Annotated in this window: 20 protein-coding genes; 13 read left to right on the top strand and 7 right to left on the bottom strand. The window is 53.7% G+C overall.

Annotation, left to right across the window (positions count from 1 at the left end; all coding sequences use genetic code 11):
* Positions 1-145: 145 nt before the first annotated feature.
* Genes KBY68_RS00220 through KBY68_RS00205 form a run of 4 tightly spaced genes read left to right on the top strand, consistent with a single transcriptional unit; the run spans position 146 to position 5298 of the window.
* Positions 146-2680, top strand: coding sequence for an ATP-dependent Clp protease ATP-binding subunit (locus tag KBY68_RS00220; RefSeq protein ID WP_255095454.1), 2535 nt, complete (start codon positions 146-148; stop codon positions 2678-2680).
* A 7-nt stretch (positions 2681-2687) separates the two neighbouring features.
* Complete coding sequence (locus KBY68_RS00215) at positions 2688-3794, top strand: iron-containing alcohol dehydrogenase family protein (RefSeq protein WP_255095453.1); 1107 nt, start codon at positions 2688-2690, stop codon at positions 3792-3794.
* Positions 3779-4663: an alpha/beta fold hydrolase gene (locus KBY68_RS00210; protein ID WP_255095452.1), complete on the top strand. Its 885-nt coding sequence runs from the start codon at positions 3779-3781 to the stop codon at positions 4661-4663. The genes KBY68_RS00215 and KBY68_RS00210 overlap by 16 nt, the downstream gene beginning before the upstream one ends.
* Positions 4660-5298 (top strand): LmeA family phospholipid-binding protein, encoded by a 639-nt coding sequence (locus KBY68_RS00205; RefSeq protein WP_255095451.1) that lies wholly within the window; start codon positions 4660-4662, stop codon positions 5296-5298. Before KBY68_RS00210 ends, KBY68_RS00205 begins: the two co-directional genes overlap by 4 nt.
* On the opposite strand, the gene KBY68_RS00200 is transcribed toward KBY68_RS00205, so the two are convergent.
* The 3 genes from KBY68_RS00200 to KBY68_RS00190 are packed head-to-tail and all read right to left on the bottom strand — an operon-like array spanning position 5270 to position 8104.
* Positions 5270-6064: a phosphatidate cytidylyltransferase gene (locus KBY68_RS00200; protein ID WP_106499740.1), complete on the bottom strand. Its 795-nt coding sequence runs from the start codon at positions 6062-6064 to the stop codon at positions 5270-5272. The two genes, KBY68_RS00205 and KBY68_RS00200, sit on opposite strands and share 29 nt — an antisense overlap.
* A gap of 7 nt (positions 6065-6071) precedes the next feature.
* Complete coding sequence (gene cbiT, locus KBY68_RS00195) at positions 6072-6683, bottom strand: precorrin-6Y C5,15-methyltransferase subunit CbiT (protein ID WP_106499741.1); 612 nt, start codon at positions 6681-6683, stop codon at positions 6072-6074.
* A 5-nt stretch (positions 6684-6688) separates the two neighbouring features.
* The gene (locus KBY68_RS00190; RefSeq protein WP_255095450.1) at positions 6689-8104 is read right to left on the bottom strand and encodes an aminotransferase class I/II-fold pyridoxal phosphate-dependent enzyme; all 1416 of its coding nucleotides are present in this window, start codon (positions 8102-8104) and stop codon (positions 6689-6691) included.
* 93 nt (positions 8105-8197) lie between these two features.
* On the opposite strand from KBY68_RS00190, the gene KBY68_RS00185 reads away from it, so the two are divergent.
* The 6 genes from KBY68_RS00185 to KBY68_RS00160 all read left to right on the top strand — a co-directional run bounded on the left by KBY68_RS00185 (position 8198) and on the right by KBY68_RS00160 (position 13394).
* A complete protein-coding gene (locus KBY68_RS00185) occupies positions 8198-9775 on the top strand; it encodes an ABC1 kinase family protein (RefSeq protein ID WP_315855631.1) in 1578 nt (525 codons plus the stop codon).
* Positions 9776-9785: 10 nt separating this feature from the next.
* Positions 9786-10211: a hypothetical protein gene (locus tag KBY68_RS00180; RefSeq protein WP_390634965.1), complete on the top strand. Its 426-nt coding sequence runs from the start codon at positions 9786-9788 to the stop codon at positions 10209-10211.
* A 70-nt stretch (positions 10212-10281) separates the two neighbouring features.
* Positions 10282-11007: a response regulator transcription factor gene (locus KBY68_RS00175; RefSeq protein ID WP_106500592.1), complete on the top strand. Its 726-nt coding sequence runs from the start codon at positions 10282-10284 to the stop codon at positions 11005-11007.
* Entirely contained in the window at positions 11004-12098 is a 1095-nt protein-coding gene (locus KBY68_RS00170) for a sensor histidine kinase (RefSeq protein WP_255095449.1), read from the top strand. Before KBY68_RS00175 ends, KBY68_RS00170 begins: the two co-directional genes overlap by 4 nt.
* Positions 12095-12829, top strand: coding sequence for a pseudouridine synthase (locus KBY68_RS00165; RefSeq protein ID WP_255095448.1), 735 nt, complete (start codon positions 12095-12097; stop codon positions 12827-12829). Before KBY68_RS00170 ends, KBY68_RS00165 begins: the two co-directional genes overlap by 4 nt.
* 4 nt (positions 12830-12833) lie before the next feature.
* Positions 12834-13394: a helix-turn-helix domain-containing protein gene (locus tag KBY68_RS00160; RefSeq protein ID WP_106500589.1), complete on the top strand. Its 561-nt coding sequence runs from the start codon at positions 12834-12836 to the stop codon at positions 13392-13394.
* Here KBY68_RS00160 and malQ read toward each other — a convergent pair.
* Both malQ and KBY68_RS00150 read right to left on the bottom strand, forming a co-directional pair.
* Positions 13367-14764, bottom strand: a complete 1398-nt coding sequence (gene malQ, locus KBY68_RS00155) for a 4-alpha-glucanotransferase (protein ID WP_106500588.1) — start codon at positions 14762-14764, stop codon at positions 13367-13369. The two genes, KBY68_RS00160 and malQ, sit on opposite strands and share 28 nt — an antisense overlap.
* A complete protein-coding gene (locus tag KBY68_RS00150; RefSeq protein ID WP_255095655.1) occupies positions 14761-15921 on the bottom strand; it encodes a Coenzyme F420 hydrogenase/dehydrogenase, beta subunit C-terminal domain in 1161 nt (386 codons plus the stop codon). The genes malQ and KBY68_RS00150 overlap by 4 nt, the downstream gene beginning before the upstream one ends.
* 32 nt (positions 15922-15953) lie before the next feature.
* On the opposite strand from KBY68_RS00150, the gene KBY68_RS00145 reads away from it, so the two are divergent.
* Positions 15954-17207 carry an LCP family protein gene (locus KBY68_RS00145; protein WP_106500587.1) on the top strand — a complete coding sequence of 418 codons (1254 nt, stop codon included), beginning with the start codon at positions 15954-15956 and terminating at the stop codon, positions 17205-17207.
* A gap of 10 nt (positions 17208-17217) precedes the next feature.
* Here the strand turns inward: KBY68_RS00145 and KBY68_RS00140 are convergent, their stop codons facing one another.
* Positions 17218-17727, bottom strand: coding sequence for a hypothetical protein (locus KBY68_RS00140; RefSeq protein ID WP_255095447.1), 510 nt, complete (start codon positions 17725-17727; stop codon positions 17218-17220).
* 22 nt (positions 17728-17749) lie between these two features.
* Between KBY68_RS00140 and KBY68_RS00135 the strand changes: the two genes are divergently transcribed.
* Together KBY68_RS00135 and KBY68_RS00130 are read left to right on the top strand one after the other, a co-directional pair.
* Positions 17750-18745 carry a ribose-phosphate pyrophosphokinase gene (locus tag KBY68_RS00135; RefSeq protein WP_106500595.1) on the top strand — a complete coding sequence of 332 codons (996 nt, stop codon included), beginning with the start codon at positions 17750-17752 and terminating at the stop codon, positions 18743-18745.
* 129 nt (positions 18746-18874) lie between these two features.
* A complete protein-coding gene (locus tag KBY68_RS00130; protein WP_390634964.1) occupies positions 18875-19981 on the top strand; it encodes a glycoside hydrolase family 10-like protein in 1107 nt (368 codons plus the stop codon).
* A 25-nt stretch (positions 19982-20006) separates the two neighbouring features.
* Here the strand turns inward: KBY68_RS00130 and pepN are convergent, their stop codons facing one another.
* Entirely contained in the window at positions 20007-22694 is a 2688-nt protein-coding gene (gene pepN / locus KBY68_RS00125) for an aminopeptidase N (protein WP_255095446.1), read from the bottom strand.
* Positions 22695-22698 lie beyond the last annotated feature (4 nt).

The raw sequence follows: 22698 nt of genomic DNA, 5'->3' as shown, positions 1-22698 counted from the left end.
AACCAGTAGCAGCCAAACTTGCGTTTGATTTTAAAGCATTAAAAAGCAGCTAAATGCAGTTCAGGCCAAGTTATCGGTTTTCCCCCCACAGCCCCCCTTCAATTCCTGATAGGTTGGGATCATCTGCAGGCTCTGCCGCCAAACCATGTTCGAGCGGTTTACCGAAAAAGCCATCAAAGTGATCATGCTGGCCCAAGAAGAGGCCCGCCGTTTGGGTCACAACTTCGTTGGCACTGAGCAAATCCTGCTGGGTTTGATCGGTGAAGGCACTGGTGTAGCGGCCAAGGTTTTGAAATCAATGGGGGTAAACCTCAAAGATGCTCGCGTTGAAGTTGAGAAAATTATTGGCCGAGGTTCAGGTTTTGTTGCCGTTGAAATACCTTTTACACCCAGGGCCAAACGCGTTCTTGAACTCTCCCTGGAGGAGGCGCGTCAGCTGGGCCACAACTACATCGGCACTGAACATCTGCTGCTTGGTTTAATTCGCGAAGGCGAAGGTGTAGCCGCAAGGGTTTTAGAAAATCTTGGCGTTGATCTAGCCAAGGTTCGCACCCAAGTAATTCGCATGCTTGGTGAAACCGCTGAGGTGAGCGCTGGGGGTGGCAGCAAAGGCTCCACCAAAACGCCCACCCTCGACGAATTTGGTAGCAACCTCACCCAATTGGCCTCCGATGGCAAACTCGATCCAGTGGTGGGTAGGCAAAATGAAATTGAACGGGTAATTCAAATACTTGGTCGCCGCACTAAAAATAATCCCGTTTTAATTGGTGAACCAGGTGTTGGTAAAACCGCCATCGCTGAGGGCTTAGCCCAGCGCATAATCGATGGTGAAGTTCCCGATATTTTAGAAGAAAAGCGAGTTTTAACCCTTGATATCGGTCTGCTTGTAGCAGGTACTAAATACAGAGGTGAATTTGAAGAGCGGCTTAAAAAAATCATGGAAGAAATCCGTGGTGCCGGCAATGTGATCCTTGTTATTGATGAGGTTCACACCTTGATTGGAGCGGGTGCCGCTGAGGGTGCAATCGATGCTGCAAATATTCTCAAACCTGCCCTTGCAAGGGGGGAACTGCAGTGCATTGGTGCAACCACTTTAGACGAATACCGCAAACATATTGAGCGGGATGCAGCCCTTGAGCGCCGCTTCCAGCCCGTGATGGTTGGTGAGCCATCAGTGGCCGAAACCATTGAAATTTTGCGGGGCCTAAAAGAGCGTTATGAAACTCACCATCGCCTAAAAATATCCGACGATGCCCTAATAGCTGCTGCAACCCTTGGCGATCGCTATATCTCCGATCGATTTTTACCTGATAAGGCAATTGATCTTGTTGATGAGGCCGGCAGCAGGGTTCGCTTGTTAAATTCGAAATTGCCCCCTGCGGCCAAGGAATTAGACAAGCAGTTGCGGGCAGTTCAAAAAGATAAGGAGTTGGCCGTTAGGGAGCAGAACTACACAAAAGCTGGTGAGTTACGCGATAAGGAAGTTGAGTTGCGCGAACAGGTTCGTGGCATAACCCAAGCCCGCCGTGATGAAATTGCAGCCAGCAATGAAGCCCCAGCCGATGGCGAACAAGCCAAACCAGCTGAAACCACAACAGACGGCACCCCAGTGGTGAGCGAAGAGGACATTGCCCAGATTGTTGCCTCCTGGACAGGCGTTCCAGTTCAAAAATTAACTGAAACAGAATCTGCCAAATTACTAAATATGGAGGAAACTCTCCATCAAAGGTTGATCGGGCAAGACGAAGCCGTTAAGGCTGTTTCAAAAGCGATTAGGCGCGCCCGTGTTGGCCTTAAAAACCCTAATAGGCCGATTGCCAGCTTTATTTTCTCGGGCCCAACAGGTGTTGGTAAAACCGAGTTAACAAAAGCTTTAGCCGCATATTTCTTCGGCAGTGAAGAATCCATGATCCGCTTAGATATGAGCGAATTCATGGAACGCCATACCGTTAGCAAATTGATTGGTTCCCCCCCCGGCTACGTGGGCTTTAACGAAGGCGGACAACTCACGGAAGCAGTAAGAAGGCGCCCCTATACGGTCGTTTTGTTTGATGAAATTGAGAAAGCCCACCCAGATGTATTTAATCTGCTCCTACAACTACTTGAAGACGGCAGATTAACCGACTCAAAAGGTCGCACCGTTGATTTCAAAAATACACTTATTATTATGACTTCTAACATCGGCTCAAAAGTAATTGAAAAAGGTGGCGGCGGCCTCGGCTTTGAATTTGGCGGTGGTGATGTTGAAGAGAACCAATATAATCGAATTCGCTCCTTGGTTAACGAAGAACTCAAGCAATATTTCAGGCCTGAATTCCTCAACAGGCTCGATGAAATAATTGTATTCCGCCAGCTCAACCGCGACGAAGTTAAGCTTATTGCCGATATCATGCTTAGGGAAGTATTCACCCGCATGCAGGAGAAAGGTATAAGCCTTTCTGTTACTGAATCATTTAAAGAGCGCTTAGTGGAAGAGGGTTACAACCCCAGCTATGGAGCACGCCCCCTAAGGCGTGCCGTTATGCGCTTACTTGAAGATTCCCTTGCGGAGGAATTCCTCTCTGGGCGCCTTAAAGATGGTGATGCCGCCCTAGTGGATGTGAACGAAGACAAGCAGGTTGTAATCAGGCAAACAACCCTGCCCCAAGAGCAGCCCGAGTTGGCTAGCGCTGGTGTTTGATTAGGGGATGACAGCCCCTGCCAGCAGCCAGCATTCCATCGCCCCCGCCCAGCTGTGGCGGGGGCCTGGGGTATGGCAACAGGGCCTAGCGGATATCAAAAAAATCTCCAGCAAACCACTGCTACTAGGCCGCAGCCCAAATACCCGTGCCCTGCGGGGGAAATTAGCCCAAAACCTCACTAACAACGGTCTCACAGTTGAAAGTGCTGAATTAAAATTTGATTGCTGTGAAATAGATTTAGCAGCATTAGAATTAAAAGTTCAGCAATCAAAATGTGATGGGGTAATTGCCAGTGGTGGTGGCAAAGTTTTAGATGCCGGCAAACTACTAGCTGATCGTTTAGATCTACCATGTATCACTGTGCCCACCAGCGCTGCCACCTGCGCCGGCTGGACAGCCCTTGCAAATATCTACAGCCCCGATGGCGCTTTTCAAGCTGATGTAAGCCTCAAGCGCTGCCCACAACTTTTGATATTCGACCATCAACTAGTGCTTACGGCACCAGCACGCACCCTTGCAAGCGGCATCGCCGATGCCATGGCTAAGTGGTACGAAGCCTCCGTGAGTAGTGGTCAAAGTAGCGATGGTTTAGTGCAGCAGGCTGTTCAACAGGCCAGGGTTTTGCGTGATCAATTACTGATTGAGGGGGTGGCTGCCCTGCAGGATCCTGGTTCAGAGGCCTGGGTTCGGGTGGCCGAGGCGAGTGCCCTCACCGCTGGTTTAATCGGCGGCCTCGGCGGTGCCCGTTGCCGCACCGTTGCTGCCCATGCCGTGCACAACGGCCTCAGCCAATTACCTGCCTGCCACGCTTCTCTCCATGGCGAAAAAGTTGCCTTTGGAGTGTTGGTGCAACTGCGCTTAGAGGAACAAATTGGCGGCAGCCAATTGGCGGCCCAAGCGCGCCGCCAACTAACACCTTTTTTCAAACAACTGGGCTTACCGGTGAATTTGGCAGATCTCGGCCTTGCTAAGGCAAGCCTTGAGCAATTGCAACAGGTGTGCAGCTTTGCCTGCCAAACAAATTCCGATTTGCATCACCTACCTTTTCCCGTGGCTGTTGATGATCTACTGGCTGCATTGGTAAGCAGCACCCAAGGATGCTTAGTTCACTGAATTGGGCTGCCCAGCAGCTCAAGGATCCCCAGGGCAGGGCCCTAGCCGCATCAATTCGCTGGCTAGCCCTCGATCTGCCAGGGAAACTGGCAGATTTGGAATGGCCCGTAGCCGTAGTGGGCCAAGGGAAACCAATACTGATGCTGCATGGTTTCGATAGTTCATTTCTTGAATTTCGCCGCCTCGCCCCTTTGCTTGCAAGCTCCCATCAACTTTGGATTCCCGATCTTTGCGGCTTTGGTTTCTCCCCAAGGCCCCCTGGCGCCGCCTACGGTCCCCAGCTGGTTTTAAGTCATCTCAAGGCGCTACTGCCATTAATTCAGGCGGCTAATCAATTTGAAAAAATCGGTTTAATCGGTGCCTCCATGGGGGGTGCCGTGGCATTGCAGTTGGCCATGGCATTAGAGCAAAGCAATCCTCAATTAGTGGATAAAATGCTTTTGCTTGCTCCTGCGGGCATCACCGGTAAAGCAAGGCCCCTGCCAGCACCATTTAATAAATTTGGCGTTGCATTTCTTGGCCTGCCAGCAGTGCGAAGGGGGCTATGCCGGCAGGCATTTGCTGATCCAAAGGCCAGTGTTGGGCCTGCAGAAGAAGAGATTGCCAGTTTGCACTTAAAAACACCTGGTTGGGCTGAATCTTTGGCCACCTTTGCCAGCAGTGGTGGCTTTGCCGAGGTGGACGGTGCATTGCCAAGCTGCGAACTGCAGGTGCTTTGGGGTGCAAACGACCGCATCCTGCCGGCAGCGCAACGGCAAGCGGCCGCAACTCGATTGGGCGATTGCTGCACGGAACTCAAAAGCTGCGGGCATCTGCCCCACCTAGATCAACCAACCCTGGTGGCATCCCATTGGCGGCAAAGCCGATGAGCGGGCCCCTAATGCAGCTGCTCAGCCAGGGCATGCGTTTATGGCTTACCAGTGTTTGCAGTGAATTGGAGCAGCTTGATTTGGATTTGGATGGCTCGGCCCTTGGGCTATTGGCTGGGCACCTGCAGGGGGGGAAACTAACGGCTAAGGGTGTTGTTTTTCAAAACCTAGCCCTTGCCAATGTGGAACTCCAAAGCGATCCGATCGATTTTGAAGTTGGCGGTTTAATCAAAAAGCAAAAATTACAACTAAAACATAAATTTCAGATTCAAGGCTGCGTAACTTTTAGCGCTGCCAATCTAAATAAATCCCTTGCAAATCCCCATTGGCTTAGCTTTAGCAACAATATCGCCAGTCAGCTATTAGGAGCTAACAATTTAGCTAGTTACGCAATAGCTGAGAACAAACTAAGTTTATATAGCGACGATGGCAGATCCATTCAATGCAACCTAGAAGTATTAGATGGCATGCTTTGGTTACAACCCATTGATTCCAAATCAACAGTGGCGATACCAGCGGCGATACCAGTGCCAATGGATCCTGCGATTAGGCTTGAGAATATATTAATTGAGGGCCAACAGTTGAAGTTAATGGGCAGCTCAATTGTTAGCGCAGGAGCGGCTGGATCAAAGTAACAAAATAGAAAACAACTGCTGGTGTAAACAAATAACTATCCACACGGTCTAAAATCCCCCCATGGCCTGGAATTAAGGCCCCTGAATCCTTCACCCCCGCATCCCTTTTCATCATTGATTCAGTTAGATCTCCCACCAAAGCAAACAGGGCAACCAAGGCACCTAAAACCGCTCCCACGGCCCAGCCCCATTGCCAACCAAGCAAAACACCACCGCAGGCGCCGCAAATCAAGCAGGCCGTGAGGCCCGCCAGGGCGCCCTCCACCGTTTTATTTGGAGACACCTCAGAGAGCATCGTGCGCCCATAGCGGCTGCCCCAGAGGTAGGAGCCACAGTCGGCAGCCCAGATCAAAACAAATGCCAACAGGGTGATTGCTAAACCATCGCTGGAAGCCCTGAGGCGCACCCAATGGCTGGGTAAAAAGCCCAGGTAAAACAAACCAAAAATTGAAGCGGCAATATCGGCAATGCTCCCCGTGATCGGCTGCAGCAACAACCAACCGCAGATCACGGTGCCCGCAAGCGGCAAAATTGCCGCCGCAAGGGCACTACCTGGAAATAACTGGGTGGTTATCAACAGCAATTGGCACACCACCAAGGTGGTTTTTGTGGCAGGCCTTATGCCCTTGAACTGGGCTAAACGAAAAAATTCCAGCAGGGCCAAATGCACAATCACCCCAAGGCTGAGGGTGAACCACCAGCCGCCAAGCCAAATGATCACTAGGGCAAAAAGGGCTGCCGCTAAGCCGCTCAACCATCTATTCATCGCGTGCTCATTGATGGCGCTCTGCTGCGATCAAAAAGAGCGGTTCCGCCGCCCCCAACCTTGTTTGGTCGCCCCGCCGTTGCATGCGATGAACCGTAGCCTGCACCACCTGTAAATCAGAGGCCTCCAGCTGGCCTAGATGGTCGGTGGCATCCACCAAACCCTCCAAACTTGAGGTGCTGATCACCAGCCGCCCCCCCAAGGCCAACGATTCCCAAACGGCTCTGAGCACATCCCCAAGGGGGCGCCCCACCTCAAGCAACACCCGATCGGGATTTGGGGCAAGCCTTTGCAAATCAACCGGGGCTTGACCCTGCAACACCTCCAAATTATTTATGCCAAAGCGGGCCCGATTGCGTTCAAGTAATTCCACCGCCTCTGGATCGCGCTCTAGGGCCTGCACGCGACCGCGGGGCAGCAATCGGGCAATTTCAAGGGCAAGGGCGCCGGTGCCGCCACCCACATCCCACACAACGGAATCAGGCCTGGGCCTCAGGTGGGCCAAAAGCATCACCCGTTGTTCCATCGGCGTGGGGCTAAAACCGGGCGCAGCCTCAAAGGCCCCATCGGGTATCCCGGGGGTAACAAAATCCCACTGATAGGGGGCCTGGATAAACACCAGCCTCAGGCCAGAACCTTCACCGTATCAGCGATCTGCCCCCCCCATAACAACAGTTGTTGCTGCAACCAATCAATCCGTGCTCGATCCAAGCGTTCCCCCGGCAGCAGCAATGCAATCCCTGGCGGGTATGGGCAGATCGTTTCTGCTGCAATTCTTCCCTCTGCTTCAGCTAGCGGCAAACTGATCGATGCCAGGCGCCAGGCCTCTGCAAGGGGCAACTGCAATTGAGCCACAGCGGGAAAAGGTGGCGCCTGCAATGGCCTTAAGGGCAAGGCACTGCCCTGCAGGCGTTTTAATTGGCGCAGCCCACGGCGCAAGGGGCGACTTAAGGGCGCCACTGGGGCTAGGCCAAGGCAAAAGGTGAGTGTTAACGCCTCTGGGCACTCAGCCACAATTCCCCTTGCCATCAACCATTCGTCGGCGGCAATACCGCTAAGGCCCCAGCGGGCTGAGTGAAAAATCAGCCGCAGGGGGTCTTGGTTTTGCAGCAGGGGAACCCCCTCCCGCTGGAGCACTGCCGCCAGGTCGCCCGCCTGCTTTAAACAAACCTGCAGCTGGCAACGGCCCGGGGCACTGGAACTGCGGGCTACCGCCTGTTCCGCAGATAGCAACAACAGGGCACTGGTACTACTGGTTTGCAGCCAAAGCAGGGCCCGCTCCAATTGCTCCAGCTGCACCCGGCGGCCCTGCAGATGGAGCGCCGCCGTTTGGGCAAGGCCCCCGAGGGCCTTATGGAGCGATTGCACCACAAGATCAGCCCCGGCTGCTACGGCTGCAGTTGGCAGGTTGCTGGCAAAACTGAAATGGGCTCCATGGGCTTCATCCACCAACACCGCTATCCCTTTGCCATGGGCAATCGCCACCAAGGCAGTTAAATCGGCGGCAAAGCCCTGATAGGTGGGCGACACCAACACCAGCAAAGCAATCGGACCCACCTGATTTAGTAGCTGCCCTAGCCACTGGGCAGGTAGGGGCTGGGCCAAACCACTGGCTTGATCAAAGGGAGGGGCATAAAAAATTGGCTCCAAATTGCCCAACAGGCAGCCATGCAGAAGGCTGCGGTGGTGGTTGCGCGGCAACAACACCCGCCCCCCAGGGGGTACCGCCCCCAAAAGGGCTGCCTGCAACAGGCCACTGGCGCCATTAACCCCATACCAACTGCGCTCGGCGCCAACACAATTGGCCAGGCGTTGCTGGGAAGCAGCTATCGCCCCATCGCTAACTAAGGGCCCCCCCAGGGCGGGTAGCTCCGGCAGGTCGAGCATCCAAGGCAATTGATGCCGCAGGCGATTGCCAGCCCAGGCGCGGCCGCGGCCGTGGGCTGGAAGGTGTAAAAAAACGCCGCGCCGGCGCGCCTCTTGCCCCAGGGCAAGGGCGATGGGCCATGGGTCCTTGGCTGGAGCTAGGGGATTCCACACCTGCCCAGTCTTCCAGTTGAGTGTTCCGCTTTCTAGAGTTAGTAGAGCGAAGGTTCAGTTATCTACAAGCGCGCCGCTGTTCCACTGCATCAATTGCTGGCTCGCCTGGTGGTGGTGCTGTGGCAACTGGGCAGCTTGAGCCTCAGCCTTCTGAGCCAAGGGGGCAGCGAAAACCCTGAGGTGCAAAAGCGCCTGGGCCGCGAATTACTCCATACCCTTACGGATTTAGGGCCTTGTTTTATTAAATTAGGCCAGGCCCTTTCCACTCGCCCTGATTTGGTTAGGCGCGACTGGTTGGAGCAACTAACGCGTCTACAGGATGATTTACCAGCTTTTGATCACAACTTAGCCCTTGCAACAATCGAAGCTGAGCTGGGGGCGCCTGCCCATAGTTTATTTGCAAATTTTCCAAATAAGCCAATCGCAGCTGCAAGTTTAGGGCAGGTATATAAAGCCCAACTCCACGATGGCCGCTGGGTGGCGGTAAAGGTACAACGTCCAAATTTGCAAGAGCGTTTAGTACTTGATCTAGCGGTAATCCGCTTGTTAGCCCAAATGGTGGGCCCGTTTCTACCCCTGAACCTGGGCGACGACCTCAGCGCCATAGTTGATGAATTTGGCAACACCCTATTCAGGGAGATTGATTACGAGTTAGAGGCTGATAATGCGGAGCGATTTGCCAGCCTATTTAAGGAGGATCCGTCCATAGTTATTCCAGGTGTGGAGAGGTTGTTGAGTGCAAAAAAGGTGCTAACTACAGATTGGCTTGATGGGGTGAAACTGCAGGAAAGATCGGTGCTTGAAAGCAATAATTTAGATCCCACAACCCTTGTTAAAGCAGGGGTCATAGCGGGCTTGCGCCAACTGCTTGAGTTTGGCTATTTCCATGCTGATCCCCACCCTGGCAACCTATTTGCCATGGCTGGCGGCAGTGAAGGCAATGGCAGGTTGGGTTACGTTGATTTTGGCATGATGGACATGCTAAGTAATGATGATCGCCTTACACTTACTGATGCTGTTGTTCATTTAATCAACCGTGATTTCAAGGCCCTAGGCCACGACTTTGTGCATTTAGGCTTCCTGCAACCCAATACGGATTTAAGCCCTATATTACCCGCATTGGAAGAGGTATTGGGCGGTCAATTAGGTGAAACAGTTGGCAGTTTTAATTTCAAAACCATCACAGATCGATTTTCTGAGTTGATGTTTGATTACCCCTTTCGGGTGCCGGCGCGTTTCGCCTTAATCATCCGAGCAGTGGTTAGCCAGGAGGGTTTAGCCCTACGGCTGGATCCAGATTTCAGCATAATAAGAGTTGCCTATCCCTATGTAGCTAAACGGCTTCTTGCCGCAGATACTGAAGAATTGCGCAATAAATTATTAGATGTTTTATTTGATCAAGAAGGCAAATTACAGCTGCAGCGTTTAGAAAATTTATTGGATGTGGTGGGTCAAGATGGCAGCCCCACCGATTTGCTGCCAGTTGCTGGGGCAGGGTTGCGCCTGATCCTTGGCCCCCAGGGCCGCGACCTCAGGCAAAGGCTCTTGCTAACCCTCGTGCGCGATGGGCGACTTAACACTGAAGACATAAGCAATTTGGCAAAACTGCTGCGCCGCCGCTTTGGGCCAAGGCGCCTAGCCAGCGACCTGATGCAGCGGCTCAGCCTTTAGCCTGCATGCAGTGCAAACCCAAAGGATATTGAACTACGAAGACATTGATTTTGAGTTGCCCTATGCGGTGATCCAGCAGCCCCCATACCTGCTTAGCGGCATCGGTTTAGCTATTGGCGTGCTTTGCGGGCTTACCTTTGCAAAATTGATCGAGAACCGCCTAGAGGCTTGGAAGCAAGATCGTTTGCCACTACTGCCGCTTGGCAATGCCGAAACATCGATTGCTTTTGCTGGCACCTTGATTGGCATCACCCTATTTATTGGTGGCGCCCTGCAGGTATTTGGCTTTGCAGCTGGGGCAGCACTGTTGGTTTCAATGCTGCTTTCTTTGCTAACCGGCGGCGCCCTGTGGGTGCAGCTTGAACGCCTGATGCAACAGGTGGAAGAGGGCCGCTTTAAGGCAGTGGATTTTGATAATTTCGATCAGTTCTTCTAACGGGGCAAGCTTTAATTTCAAGACAACTGCCGCAAGTCCCACTAGCCTTAACCATAAAGAAGCCTTTTTTATGGCCGTCAGCCCTCCAAGCCAGGCCAATCCAGCTCGCTTGCTGGTGGTGGAAGACGACGACACCATCCGGGAAACGATTTCAGAAGCGCTCACCAATGAGGGCTTTCAAGTTGATGCGGTGGCCACAGGTAACGGTGCCCTTGAACGCTTTAAAGGCAACCCTGATCAACAGCCATTTGATCTGGTGCTACTCGATTTAATGCTGCCAGGGGTGAGTGGTCTTGATGTGTGCCGCTACGTGCGGCGCCGCGGCTTTTCTACGCCGATCTTGGTGGTGAGCGCTAGGGACACCGAAACCGATCGGGTGGTGGGCCTTGAGGTGGGCGCCGACGACTACTTAATCAAACCCTTTGGCATGCGCGAATTGGTGGCCAGATGCCGCGCCTTACTGCGCCGCACGGGCCGCAATGGTGATGCCGGTGCCAAGCAGGTGCTCCGCCATGAGGGCATCACCCTTTACCCAGAGGAATGTCGAGTTACCAGAGATGGCAATGAGGTGAATCTTTCGCCGAAGGAATATCGCCTATTGGAAATGTTTATGCAAAATCCAAAACGGGTTTGGAGCAGGGATAAATTACTTGAAAGAGTGTGGGGTATTGATTTTATGGGTGATAGTAAAACCGTAGACGTTCACATTCGCTGGCTCAGGGAGAAATTAGAAACCAATCCAAGCGCTCCCGTATTTATTCTCACCGTACGTGGTTTTGGTTATCGGTTCGGATGATTTTTGGCTTAAGTAGATTATGGCGGCGGCCCAAGCGCCTAAATGCGGAACAATTACTCAGCTGGCTGGAGGATTCGCCCCAGGGGCTTTTAGTGCTCGATCCCTGGAACAGGTTGCAGCACATCAACAGCAGGGCGAGGCGGTTGCTCCATTTAGCAAGTGGATCCCCATTACTTAATCGATATCTATTGGAGGTAGTGCGCTGCCACCAATTGGATCAAGCCGTGCAAGAAGCGCGATCCAGCAATAAAAGCCAAAGGGTTAATTGGAGCATTAGTGCCGTTGGCGCCTCTCCCCTTGAACCAGAATCGATTAGCAGTGAACCACTGGAGGCAATTGCCATTCCTGGTTCACACGGCTGGATCGGTGTTTTTATTCAGAGTTGTCAATCATTGCAATCCCAGCAGCAACAGCAAGAGCGCTGGGTGAGCGATGTGGCCCACGAATTGCGCACTCCGCTCACAGCCCTATCGCTTGTTACCGAATCCCTTGCCCTAAACCCCAGCAAGAAACAGGTGGTACAAATTGAACGGCTGCAAAGGGAATTACAACGGCTGCAGCGATTAGTATCAGATCTATTGGAGTTAAATAGGCTTGATAATCCATCGTCTAAGAGCACTGAAACCAACCAACAAAAAGTAGATGTTCCTGATTTAGTAATAAAGGCCTGGCAAACCATCGCCCCATTAGCTGAACAGCGTCAGGTTGATTTAGTAATTGAAAGCAGCGGCAGCCACTGGGTAGTTGGCGATCCAGCCCTATTGCATCGCGCCCTGCTCAATCTGTTGGATAATGCTTTGCGCTTTAGCCCAAACGAAGCCGAAATAAACGTGAATCTCTCCACCGAAGGGCGTTGGCAGCGCATTGAAATTCGCGATCAAGGCAATGGCTTTAGTTCTGAAGATCTACAACACATGTTTGAGCGTTTCTATCGGGGTGACCCCTCCCGCTCCGGCGGCAAACGGATTGGTAGCGGTTTGGGCCTTGCGATCGTGCAACAAATAGCCGTGGCCCATGGGGGCCACATCCGCGGCCGCAACCACAGCAAGGGTGGAGCTTTGTTGGTTTTGTCGCTGCCGGTTGCACCATGAGCCGCCAACGTTTGCAAAAATTGCTTGCCGCCGCAGGGGTATGTTCCAGGCGCCGAGCAGAGGAGTTGATGCTTCAGGGGCGCATATTGGTAAATGGTGTGCGGGCAAAACCAGGTGATCAGGCTGATCCAGCCCTGGATCGCATCGAGGTAAATGGAAAACCCCTGCCGGCTAAGGCATCAAGTTGCACCCTGTTGTTGCATAAACCCAGGGGCGTGCATAGCACTTGCCACGACCCCATGGGTCGCCCCACGGTTCTAGATCTGTTGCCCCCAGATATTGCCAGGGGTAAGGGGCTACACCCGGTGGGTCGGCTGGATGCCTTTAGCCATGGGGCATTACTTCTCAGTAATGATGGCAACGTAACGCTAAGCCTCACCCATCCTCGCTTTAACCACCCCAAGCGCTACTTGGTGTGGGTGGAAGGCAACCCCAGCCCCCAAGTATTAGAGCGCTGGCGTAAGGGTGTACCCATGGACGACATCGCTAGCCGCTCAGTTTTTGTGGCAATGAAGCAACAGGAAAAAAGACGCTGCCTGCTTGAACTGGAAATGAAGGAGGGTCGCCACCGGCAAATCCGCCGCACGGCAGAACTATTGGGGCACCCTGTGTTGGATCTTCAAAGGCTATCTGTGGGCCCTGTGCAGTTGGGGGATTTGCCAGCTGGGGCCTGGCGCTGGTTAAGCGAAGCTGAAAATACGGCAATCACAAAACTGATCGAATCCCCCTAGGTAAATGGCAAAACCAGCAGCAAAGCCCAGCAGCCCAAACCCAAAAGAATTGCAGGAGGAAGCCCTGCGCTGCTTTGGCAAAAGGCTGCAACAGGAAAGGGAGCGCCAAGGCCTCAGCATGCGCCAATTGGCCCTGGATACAAGGGTGAGCACAGCTGTGCTGGAGGCCCTGGAGAAAGGTTGGCTCCAACGTCTACCGGAAGCCGCCTTTCTCGGCACGATCCTGCATAAATTGGCTGAGCGCCTATCCCTACCTGGAGCTGAAATCGATCAGGAAATAAAAGCAGCCCTACCGCCTCTCTACAAAAGTAATAAGCAAGCAAGCGATCGGATCACTGGCTTCACCCTGGGATCGATTGAATTATTCAGCACCTGGCAGGGCACCATTGCCTATGGGGCGATGGTGTTGGTTTTGATCTATGGCCTAAACCTGCAACAACGGCAACTTGCAAGTGCCAATGGAATCAGCATCGCTCCAATTTCGCCAAACCCAACGCTTAAAAAGCCAGAAACCCCCACGAAACAATTGCTCAAGCTCTACCCCGAGCTGCGGCCCCTGCCATAGAGCTGGCCCTGTTGCTGTAAACCTTCCATGTGGCCGCGCAAATTAGCGATGGGTTGATCTAAACGCCAACTCCAATTGCCACTTGCCGTACCTGGTGTGTTGAAGCGAGCACTGTCATCAAGGCTCATCAGGTCTTGCAGGGGAACCACCGCCAAATCGGCGGTGGAGCTAAGCGCCAACCGCAACAACTCCCAACCGGGCGATTCCACTGGATGGCCCAACAGGTTTTGCAGTTGTTGCTTCACCTGATCAGATTGATCTTGCCACCAGCCCCGGGCCGTGGCGTTGTCGTGGGTGCCGGTGTAAACCACCCAACTACCAGAGGCAAAGTTTTGGGGTAGGTAGGCATTGCTGGCATCGGCCTCAAAGGCAAATTGCAAAACCTTCATGCCTGGCAAATCAAATTTTTCCCGTAGGGCGTCTACATCAGGTGTGATTACACCGAGGTCTTCCGCCACCAAGGGCAGTGAACCGCCGCATCTACTGCTCAAGCGTTTCAAGATTGTTTTGCCCGGTGATGGCAACCACTCACCATGTTCAGCGGTGCTGCTTGCACCTGGCACACTCCAAAAACCAGCAAAGGCACGGAAATGATCCAGCCGCAACAAATCAAATAATTCCAGTTGCCTTTCCAAACGCCGCAACCACCAGCGGTAGCCATTCAAACGATGACGACTCCAGCGATAAACAGGGGTAGACCAAAGCTGGCCGGTGGCCGAGAAATAATCGGGGGGCACGCCGCTTTGTTGGGCAAGGCTGCCATCGGGGTTGAGGCTGAAAAGGCCAGGCCTACTCCACACATCGGCACTGTCGTGGGCGCCATAGAAAGGCAAATCACCCAGCAACTGCACGCCCCGTTCGCGACTATGGGCACGTAGGCCTTGCCACTGTTGCTGCAACTGCCATTGCTGCAGTGCTTCCTGGTCAATCGCAACGGCTTCAGCACGATCAAATTCTTTAATAACCTGCCTATGGCGCCTGGCATAGGGCTTGGGCCATTGCCACCAGGGGGCACCCCCATAGCGACGGCGCAGCACCATGAAGCGGCAGTGATCCTTCAACCAAAAGCGTTGCTGCTGGCACCAGGTTGAGAAGCCGTCAACGGCGCTGGTTTCCTGCAACTGATCCGGATCTAAAAATTGCGGATTTAGGGCAAAACCACTGGGGGAGCTGTAGGGAGAACCAGTGTTATCGGTGGGGGCGAGGGGCAGCACCTGCCACACCTTCACCTGATGATCAGCCAGAAGATCTATCCACTCCAGGGCAGCGGCGCCGAAACAACCGCTGCTGCCAGGGCCCGGCAAGCTTGAAACATGCATCAAAACGCCGTATTGGCGCTGGCCCCCCAAATGCTTTAAGAGATTGCTCATTGCTGAGGCAGGCGATAGCGATTCACAATCTTGCGGGCAAAGGGAGGGAGGTGTTTATCCACCATGGTTGGATGATGACGCCTTAGCCAGAGGGCATTTCTGGTGAAGTGGGAATCGATAGAGAAACGCGCATATTCCAATCCCTTAGGACCGAATTTTTGCACCACAAAACCGATCAGTTCCGCAAGCCAAGCCGGCAGCCTTAGGGCTTTGTCGTAGGCCTCAATGCCTTGCTGCACTGCCTGGCTGCGATTGCCGGCACTCATCACAGGCTGGGTTTGCAACTCCTTTTCCACTAGATCCAGCAGCCTCTGGCCGCGATCGTTACGCACCACTAGCCATTGCCATTGGAATGGTGCCCCCATGTAACCAACAACCAAATCTGCAGCTGCATTCACGTAGTCGAAACAACTGAGGCAACTGGGGGCAAATACCTCCTTCAGTTTTGGCGTATCGAGGCCAAAAAATGGCACTGTTTCTTTACTGCCGTCGCTATGGCGAAAGTGAATACGAAAATCCTGCATGAATTCGTAGTGCACCACCGTTTCAGGAGAGCGGCTGGTGGAATCCAAGAAGGTTTGCAAACCAGCCCTACTCACGTTGTCTACGCAGGGCAAACCGAGCACATAGAGCTCATCAAGGCCCAAGCTGGCCTGCACAGCCCGCAACGCTTGGGTTTGACAGCCCACACCAATCGTTAAAAGGCGGCGAATGCCACTGCCGGGCAATTGCTCCAGCACCGATAGGTTGTTGGAAAGGGTTGGCTTATTTACCCGGGCAGCCCGCACCTCTGCGGGGCTACGGGCTAACACCGGCACGGGCGTGAAGCGATCGCTTGGGCTTTGCTGTACGCAGAGCACCGCATCCACAAGCCCTTGGCTTAGGGCCCTTTCGGCGATGGTGGTAACAATCCCAGTCCATTGCGCCCCCTCAAGGGAGGGCTCCAATCGACCACAAAGCATGCGCTGAAAAACGCCGAAATAAAGCTCATCTTCGTTATCCAACTGGCGGCTGCGGCCGTGGGATTGGGTTTCTAGGTGGTCGAACTGTTGATGCAAAAAAGCGCATGCCTGGCGCACATAGGCCACCCAGCGGGTGTCGCAGAGGCCGCAATCACTGCACAGGTCTTTAGCTGGTCTTATGGTGCCCCGCGCCATGGGGCGGGCCCTTTCGTGGGGGGCAAACTTCAATGAACAGCAACTCGCGCTCAGGCTCCAAACTATCTGGCATGGTTCCCCCTAAGCCGCCCCGATTTGCCACCGCAAGGCTGCTTTGGCGCCTGGGCATGGTGGCCATTGGCATCTTCCTTGGTTCATCCCTGGGCGGTGTATTGGTTCCCCAAAAAACCGCCGGCCCCCTGGAAGACCTGCGACCGGCCATAAGCCGCCTCGCCGACCCCCCAGGCCGCCCCCAAACCGTGCTGCTGCTCGGCCTTGATGGCAGCCAACTGAAATCGCAAACACCACCCGCCCAGGTGCAATTGCTGCTCATGGCCCGGGTGCATCCAGGGGGGGGAGTGGAGATCATCCAAATCCCCACGGAATTGAGCGTGTTGCTACCGGGCCAAAAACAATTGCAACCAATATCAAACCTCTACGGCCAGGGGGGGGTTGCCCTAGTGGCTGATGTGGTTGCTCAACTAATGGCCAATGGCGGTGAACCGGTGCCGCCCGATCGCTACCTGCTGCTCAGCCGTGGTGGCCTAAGGGAAGTGATTAATCGCATTGGCGGTTTGCCCTTCGATATCGAAACACCGCTCAGGTATCAAGACAAAGCAGGAAAATTAAAAATTGAATTAGACGCCGGTCAGCAATGGCTTGGCGGCAAAGAATTAGAACAGTTTTTACAATTCAAAGGCCCGGATAAGGGCGACGGGGGCCGGCGACAAAGGCAGCAGCAATTGCTATTACCCCTGGCCGATCGCCTCGCCGATGCTGCCGTTGCCCCCCAATTGCCGGCGCTGCTCAGCCAAATGCGGGCGCAACTGAACACAAACCTTGGCCATGGAGAACTGCTCAGCCTGCTGGCAGCGGGCCTTAAAGATCCAGATTTAATTCAACTCAGTCGCCTGCCACTCAGCGGCGATCAAGCTGCCCGGAGGCTGGATCAAATCCGGGCCGAACCACTTTTGGAGCTGTGGCACCAGGCGCAAGCACCCAGCGCCAACAACCCCCAGGTAAACGTGGAAGGGATTGAACCAATCAGCACCAACACTGCGGTTGAGCGCCTTCAGGGGGCGGGGCTGGCGGCCCAAGCAAGCTTTTTAGATGCTGAATTAATGCGGCCGCGCACCGTAATCCTGCACGGCAATGGCAACAATTTGAAGCAAGCCCAAGCGGTGCGCAAGGCGCTTGGGCTTGGCGAACTGCAACGGGGACCCCTCAGCCCTGGGGCGGGGGTGCAGGTGTTGCTTGGTAAAGACTGGCAACCCAGCAAGCCCTAGCTGAAATCAACTAGTTCAAATCAAGCTGAAGCAGCCGTTCACGCATCAGGATTGCCAGGGGGCCGCTGAGGTTTAGGGCCTGGCGATCCCCCGGCTGCCAGTGGCCAAGCCAGGCCAAGTTGTCTGCTCGGCGTTGCTGTGGATCCCAGCTGTCACCCACCTGTAATAGGCCCAACAAAGGCACCCCCGCCTGATTCAACAGGGCCTGGTGCAGTGCTGCTTCCGCTCTAAGCCGGGGGCCGCCTGGCAAAACCAGCAGGGTGGGCAAACGGTGGGCAGCAAGGGCATCCACCCAATCCACTAATTCCTGGTCGTCTGGCAACACCCACAGCCTCTCCTCCGCAGGCTGCAGCTGGGGATCAACAGCAGCTGATCCCAACCAGCGCAATGGTCCCCAGCCCATGGAGCCGCAGGCCCAAGCAAAGGGGGCCACCACGGCACTGCCAAAGGGGGCGCAGATCAACAACAGATTCATTTGGGGCGGGATTGGGGGCACGCTTCTACCATCGGTGTTAATCATCCCAATCACAGCCCCCGGCGCCGTGAGCAGATTTTTGCTAACCGAACGCAGCAGCCCAAGCCTCCACCCTGGTGATGGCAATCGATTGCGCCTGTTTAGCGGCAGCGCTAACCCGGCCCTTGCCAATGAAATCGCTGGCTACCTCGGCATTCCAGACGGCCCCAGGGTGAGCAAAAGCTTTGCCGATGGCGAGATCTACATCCAGATCCAGGAATCAATCCGCGGCTGTGATGTGTTCCTGGTGCAGCCCACCTGCGCGCCGGTGAACGATCACCTGATGGAACTGTTGATCATGGTTGATGCCTGCCGCAGGGCATCGGCAAGGCAGATAACAGCGGTGGTGCCTTACTACGGCTATGCCAGGGCCGACCGTAAAACAGCAGGACGCGAATCGATTGCAGCTAAATTAGTTGCTAATTTATTGCTTGCTTCAGGTGTAGATAGGGTGCTGGCAATGGATCTGCACTCAGCACAAATTCAAGGCTATTTCGATATACCTTGCGATCATATTTACGGCGCTCCGGTTTTAGTTGATTACCTGGCCACCCGCGACCTGGGTGAAGTTGTGGTGGTTTCACCTGACGTGGGCGGTGTGGCGCGGGCCAGGGCCTTTGCAAAGCGCATGGACGACGCCCCATTGGCGATTATCGATAAAAGACGCTCCGCCCACAATGTGGCTGAAAGCCTCACCGTGATTGGCGATGTGAAAGGAAAAACCGCTGTGTTGGTAGACGACATGATCGATACCGGCGGAACGATATCGAAAGGCGCCCAACTGCTGCGCCAAAGGGGAGCTGAAAGGGTGATTGCCTGCGCCACCCATGCGGTGTTTTCACCACCGGCATTTGAGCGGCTTTCTGAACCGGGCCTATTTGAAGAAGTGCTGGTTACAAACAGCATTCCAATCCCACCAGATCAACGCTTTCCCCAACTGCAAGTACTCTCAGTTGCAAATATGTTGGGCGAAGCGATTTGGCGCATCCATGAAGAGAGTTCCGTGAGCTCGATGTTCCGTTAAATAATGAAATTCAAAACACCACATACGCTTAAATCTAAATCAAAAACTAACTTTATTAAACATCTAGTGGTTTTGCTCGCCGGATGTGCAACCCAGCTGCCTCTGGCTGTGGTCGCAGGAGCGAACCGTGTGGGGGTATGGCTAACCAATAGCCCAAGCCCCCTTTATTACGATGCTGGTCGCATTGATCGCGCCGTAGCTGAATTAGCAGATGCCGGTTTTAATACCCTATATCCAAATGTGTGGAGCCGCGGCACCACTTTTTATCGCTCTAAATGGGCACCGATGGAACCAGCTTTAGCTGAACGCTCCCCCGACTTAGATCCGATCTGCCGGATCACGGCCAGGGCCCATCAAAGGGGCTTACAGGTTATTCCCTGGTATGAATACGGCCTGATGGAACCTGGAGATGCAAAGGTTGTTAAACAAAATCCAGATTGGATCCTTAAAAAGCAGGATGGCTCTCCCTACTATGCAATGCATGGCGCTAATCTGCAAACCTCACCCCTTAAAGACCTAAGGGTTTGGCTCAATCCAGCCCACCCGGGTGTGCGGCAAAGATTTATTGGTTTAATCACTGAAATAGTGGAGCGTTGCAAAGTTGATGGCGTTCAGTTAGATGATCACTTTGCCTGGCCAGTTGATTTAGGCTACGACTCCTACACCAGCGCTTTATATAAACAAGAAACCGGCTTAGAACCACCCGCTGATTACACAAATCGCGCCTGGATGACCTGGCGACGCAATAAACTAACCGAATTACTTGTTGAGCTGCGTCAAGCGCTACAACGCAGCAATGGCAACAGTCGCATCAGTTTATCGCCAGGCCCTTTTCGCTTTGCTTACAACAAATGGCTGCAGGATTGGGAGATCTGGTCGGTGCGCCGTTTAGTAGATGAACTGGTGATCCAAAACTATGCCTATTCAGTGCGCGGTTTTGAACAAGATCTAAATCAATCGGCCATCGAACGGGCCCAGAGCTGGGGTATTCCGATCAACATTGGCGTGTTAGCTGGTTTTGGCGGCCGCACTACCGATGCAAACACCCTGCGTAAAAAGGTTGAGCTCAGTGCCAGCAGGGGCTTTGGTGTTATCTATTTCTATTGGGAGGGTTTATGGGGGCAATATGCAGGTAGAGAGGGGGCGGAAATTCGTAAATCAATTTTAAACCAAGTGCACCGCAGCCTCTACCCAGATCCGTTCCCTAATTCAAATAATCTACGCTCCATTCGTTAACCCCAAATTTTAGTTATTCAAAAAACTAAACCCCTAAACACTGGCGCGTAACTTCTAAACTATTGGCAGACTGCAAATGCTCCAGCAGCCAACTTAAACTATCTTTCATTTGTTCTTGGCGTTCTGGTGCATATTTTTGCCAGCCCATAAACAATTTCAAAAAGCGTGAAGCCGCAATTGGATTGCGTTTATCCAACTCCACTAATTGGGCAGCCAACCAGCGATAACCCTTCCCTTCTGGCTGGTGAAAGGCTTGGGCGCATCGGGCAAATCCACCTAAAACAGCCCTCAAACTATTGGGGGCCTGGGGATCGAAACGGGGATGCTGCAGAAGCGCTTCCGCCCTAGCGATGGCATTGCCAAAGGGGGTTGAAGCTTCCAGGGCAAACCAGTTATCCAATATCACGGGCTTTTCAAGCCAGCGCGCTTGAAAAGCCTCCATGGCCAGGGTGCGTGCCTGGCAATCCCATGGCTGCAGGGCTGCGAGGGCAGCCCGGGCAAGGGTCATGGAAGGGCCTTCCACCGCAAGGGCAACCTGATGGGCAATCTTGTTTTCCGGAGTGCTGTTTTCTGGAGTGCTGTTTTCTGAATTAGCTGCCACCAGCCAACTCCAGGCCATTGCTAATAGTTGGCGCTCGCCAACCGCCGCCGGCCAGGGCTGATCCACCAATGGAATAAGCCGCTCAACCAATAGCTGCAACTCCGGCCCTAGGGCATTGCCAAGCCAAACCCGGCGCTGCAGCAGGCCCATCTCCAGCTCTGGCGGATTTGGCACTAATCCCTGGGCTAAACAAGCAGCCTCCAGCTCCTCAATGGCAGGGGCCTGGAGCAGCGCCACCAGCAAGCGGGCATCAAGGCATTGCTGATTTAGCAATTGTTGGCAGATGGCAAGCATTTGGCCCCGTCCTTCGGGGCTGGGCTGTAGCAGGCAGCGTTGCCATAGCTGCTGGGCGCTATCCCAGCGGCTGAAGGCATCGCTTTCAAGCAGAAGCAACCGCTCTAATTCCTGGTTGCTGCGCTCCCATTCCAAGCGCACAGGCGCTGAAAAACCCCGCAGCAAAGAAAGCAATGGCGGTTTTTCCCCAGGGGGCAAATTGTTGAATTGCCACTGGTTCTGGGCGCGATCCAGCACCAGTAGTTGCTCCCGAAGCAGCTCGCCATCAGGGGCGATCAACGCCATAGACACCGGAATCGGCAGTGGTTGATGGGCCTGATTTGTATCTAAATCTGATTGTGCACGCAACCCGTTATTTGATTTGGTATTTGGTTTGATATTTGATTTGGTATTTGCTTGGCTTAATTGAAATTCTAAACTGCCATTTTCCGGATCCCATTGCTGTTTAAGCGTTAGCGTTGGCGTGCCAACATGGTGATACCAAAGCCGAAATGAAGTTAGCAACTTTCCAGAGCCATCCTCAAGGGCCTGGATAAATTGCTCACAGGTGGCAGCCTGGCCATCATGGCGTTTTAGGTATAGGGAAACCCCAGCCATAAAATCTTCCTCACCGAGCAAAGTGCGCAGCATCCGGATCAGTTCTGCACCCTTTTCATAGATGGTAGTTGTGTAGAAATTATCGATGGCAATATATTGATCAGGCTGCACGGGATGGGCTGTGGGGCCGTTATCTTCCGGGAATTGGTGGGCCCTTAGCATCGCCACATCTTCAATGCGCTTCATGGCCTTGCCATGGAGATCGCCACTAAATTCCTGATCTCTAAATACCGTTAAACCTTCCTTCAAAGAAAGCTGGAACCAATCGCGGCAGGTAACGCGATTACCGGTGTAATTATGAAAATATTCATGGGCGATAACACTCTCCACCCGTTCAAGTTCAGCATCGGTTGCTGTTTCCGCGTCAGCGAGCACTAATTTTGAATTAAATATATTGAGGCTTTTGTTTTCCATGGCGCCCATATTGAAATGACGCACCGCAACAATATTGAATTCATCCAGGTCGTATTCGAGGCCATAAATCTCTTCATCCCAGGCCATGGAACGCTTCAAACTGGCCATGGCATGGCCGCAAAGCTGCTGGTCGCCGGGTTCCACGTGGATCCTCAAGCGCACCCGTTTGCCAGAGGCGGTATCAAAATGGCTCACCACCTCCACAAGGGGGCCCGCCACTAGGGCAAACAGATAACAAGGTTTAGGGAATGGGTCTTCCCATTCGGCGTAATGGCGGCCATCAGCTAAATCACCGCTGGCAATGCAATTGCCATTGCTCAACAACACCGGCGCCCATTGGCGAGCGGCTTCAATGCGCACCTTGTAGCGGCTCAGCACATCCGGTCGATCAAGGAAAGGGGTGATCCGCCTAAAACCCTCGGCTTCGCATTGGGTGGTGAACAAATCACCGCTGGCGTATAAACCCTCGAGGCTGCTGTTTGAGCTGGGGTGCAGGCGGCAAACGCTGCGCAGGCTGAAGGGTTGTTGGGGCAGCACTTCTGCTGCTAGTTCAAGCCGGCCAGCCGCCAGCTGCCAATGCTGATCTGCCACTGGCAGCCCATCGATGCTGAGTTCCAACAACTCCAGATCAACGGCCTGAAGTTGAAGTGTTTCCCCTGGGGCTATGCCATTGGGCGTAATGCTCAGCTGAGCTGTTACCAGGGTGTGGCTCGGGAATAGCTGCACCAACAGCTCTACCCGCTCAATCAGCACCAGGGGCGGCCTGTAATCAGCCAAGCGAATTGGAAGCGCCCCGGGGCTAGCCATCCTG

Origin of the sequence: Synechococcus lacustris Maggiore-St4-Slac (assembly GCF_024345595.1) — a bacterium.
Taxonomy (GTDB): Bacteria; Cyanobacteriota; Cyanobacteriia; order PCC-6307; family Cyanobiaceae; genus Synechococcus_D; species Synechococcus_D lacustris.
Note: the sequence above shows the minus strand (reverse complement) of the source record. Positions and strands in the feature narration are given on the sequence as shown.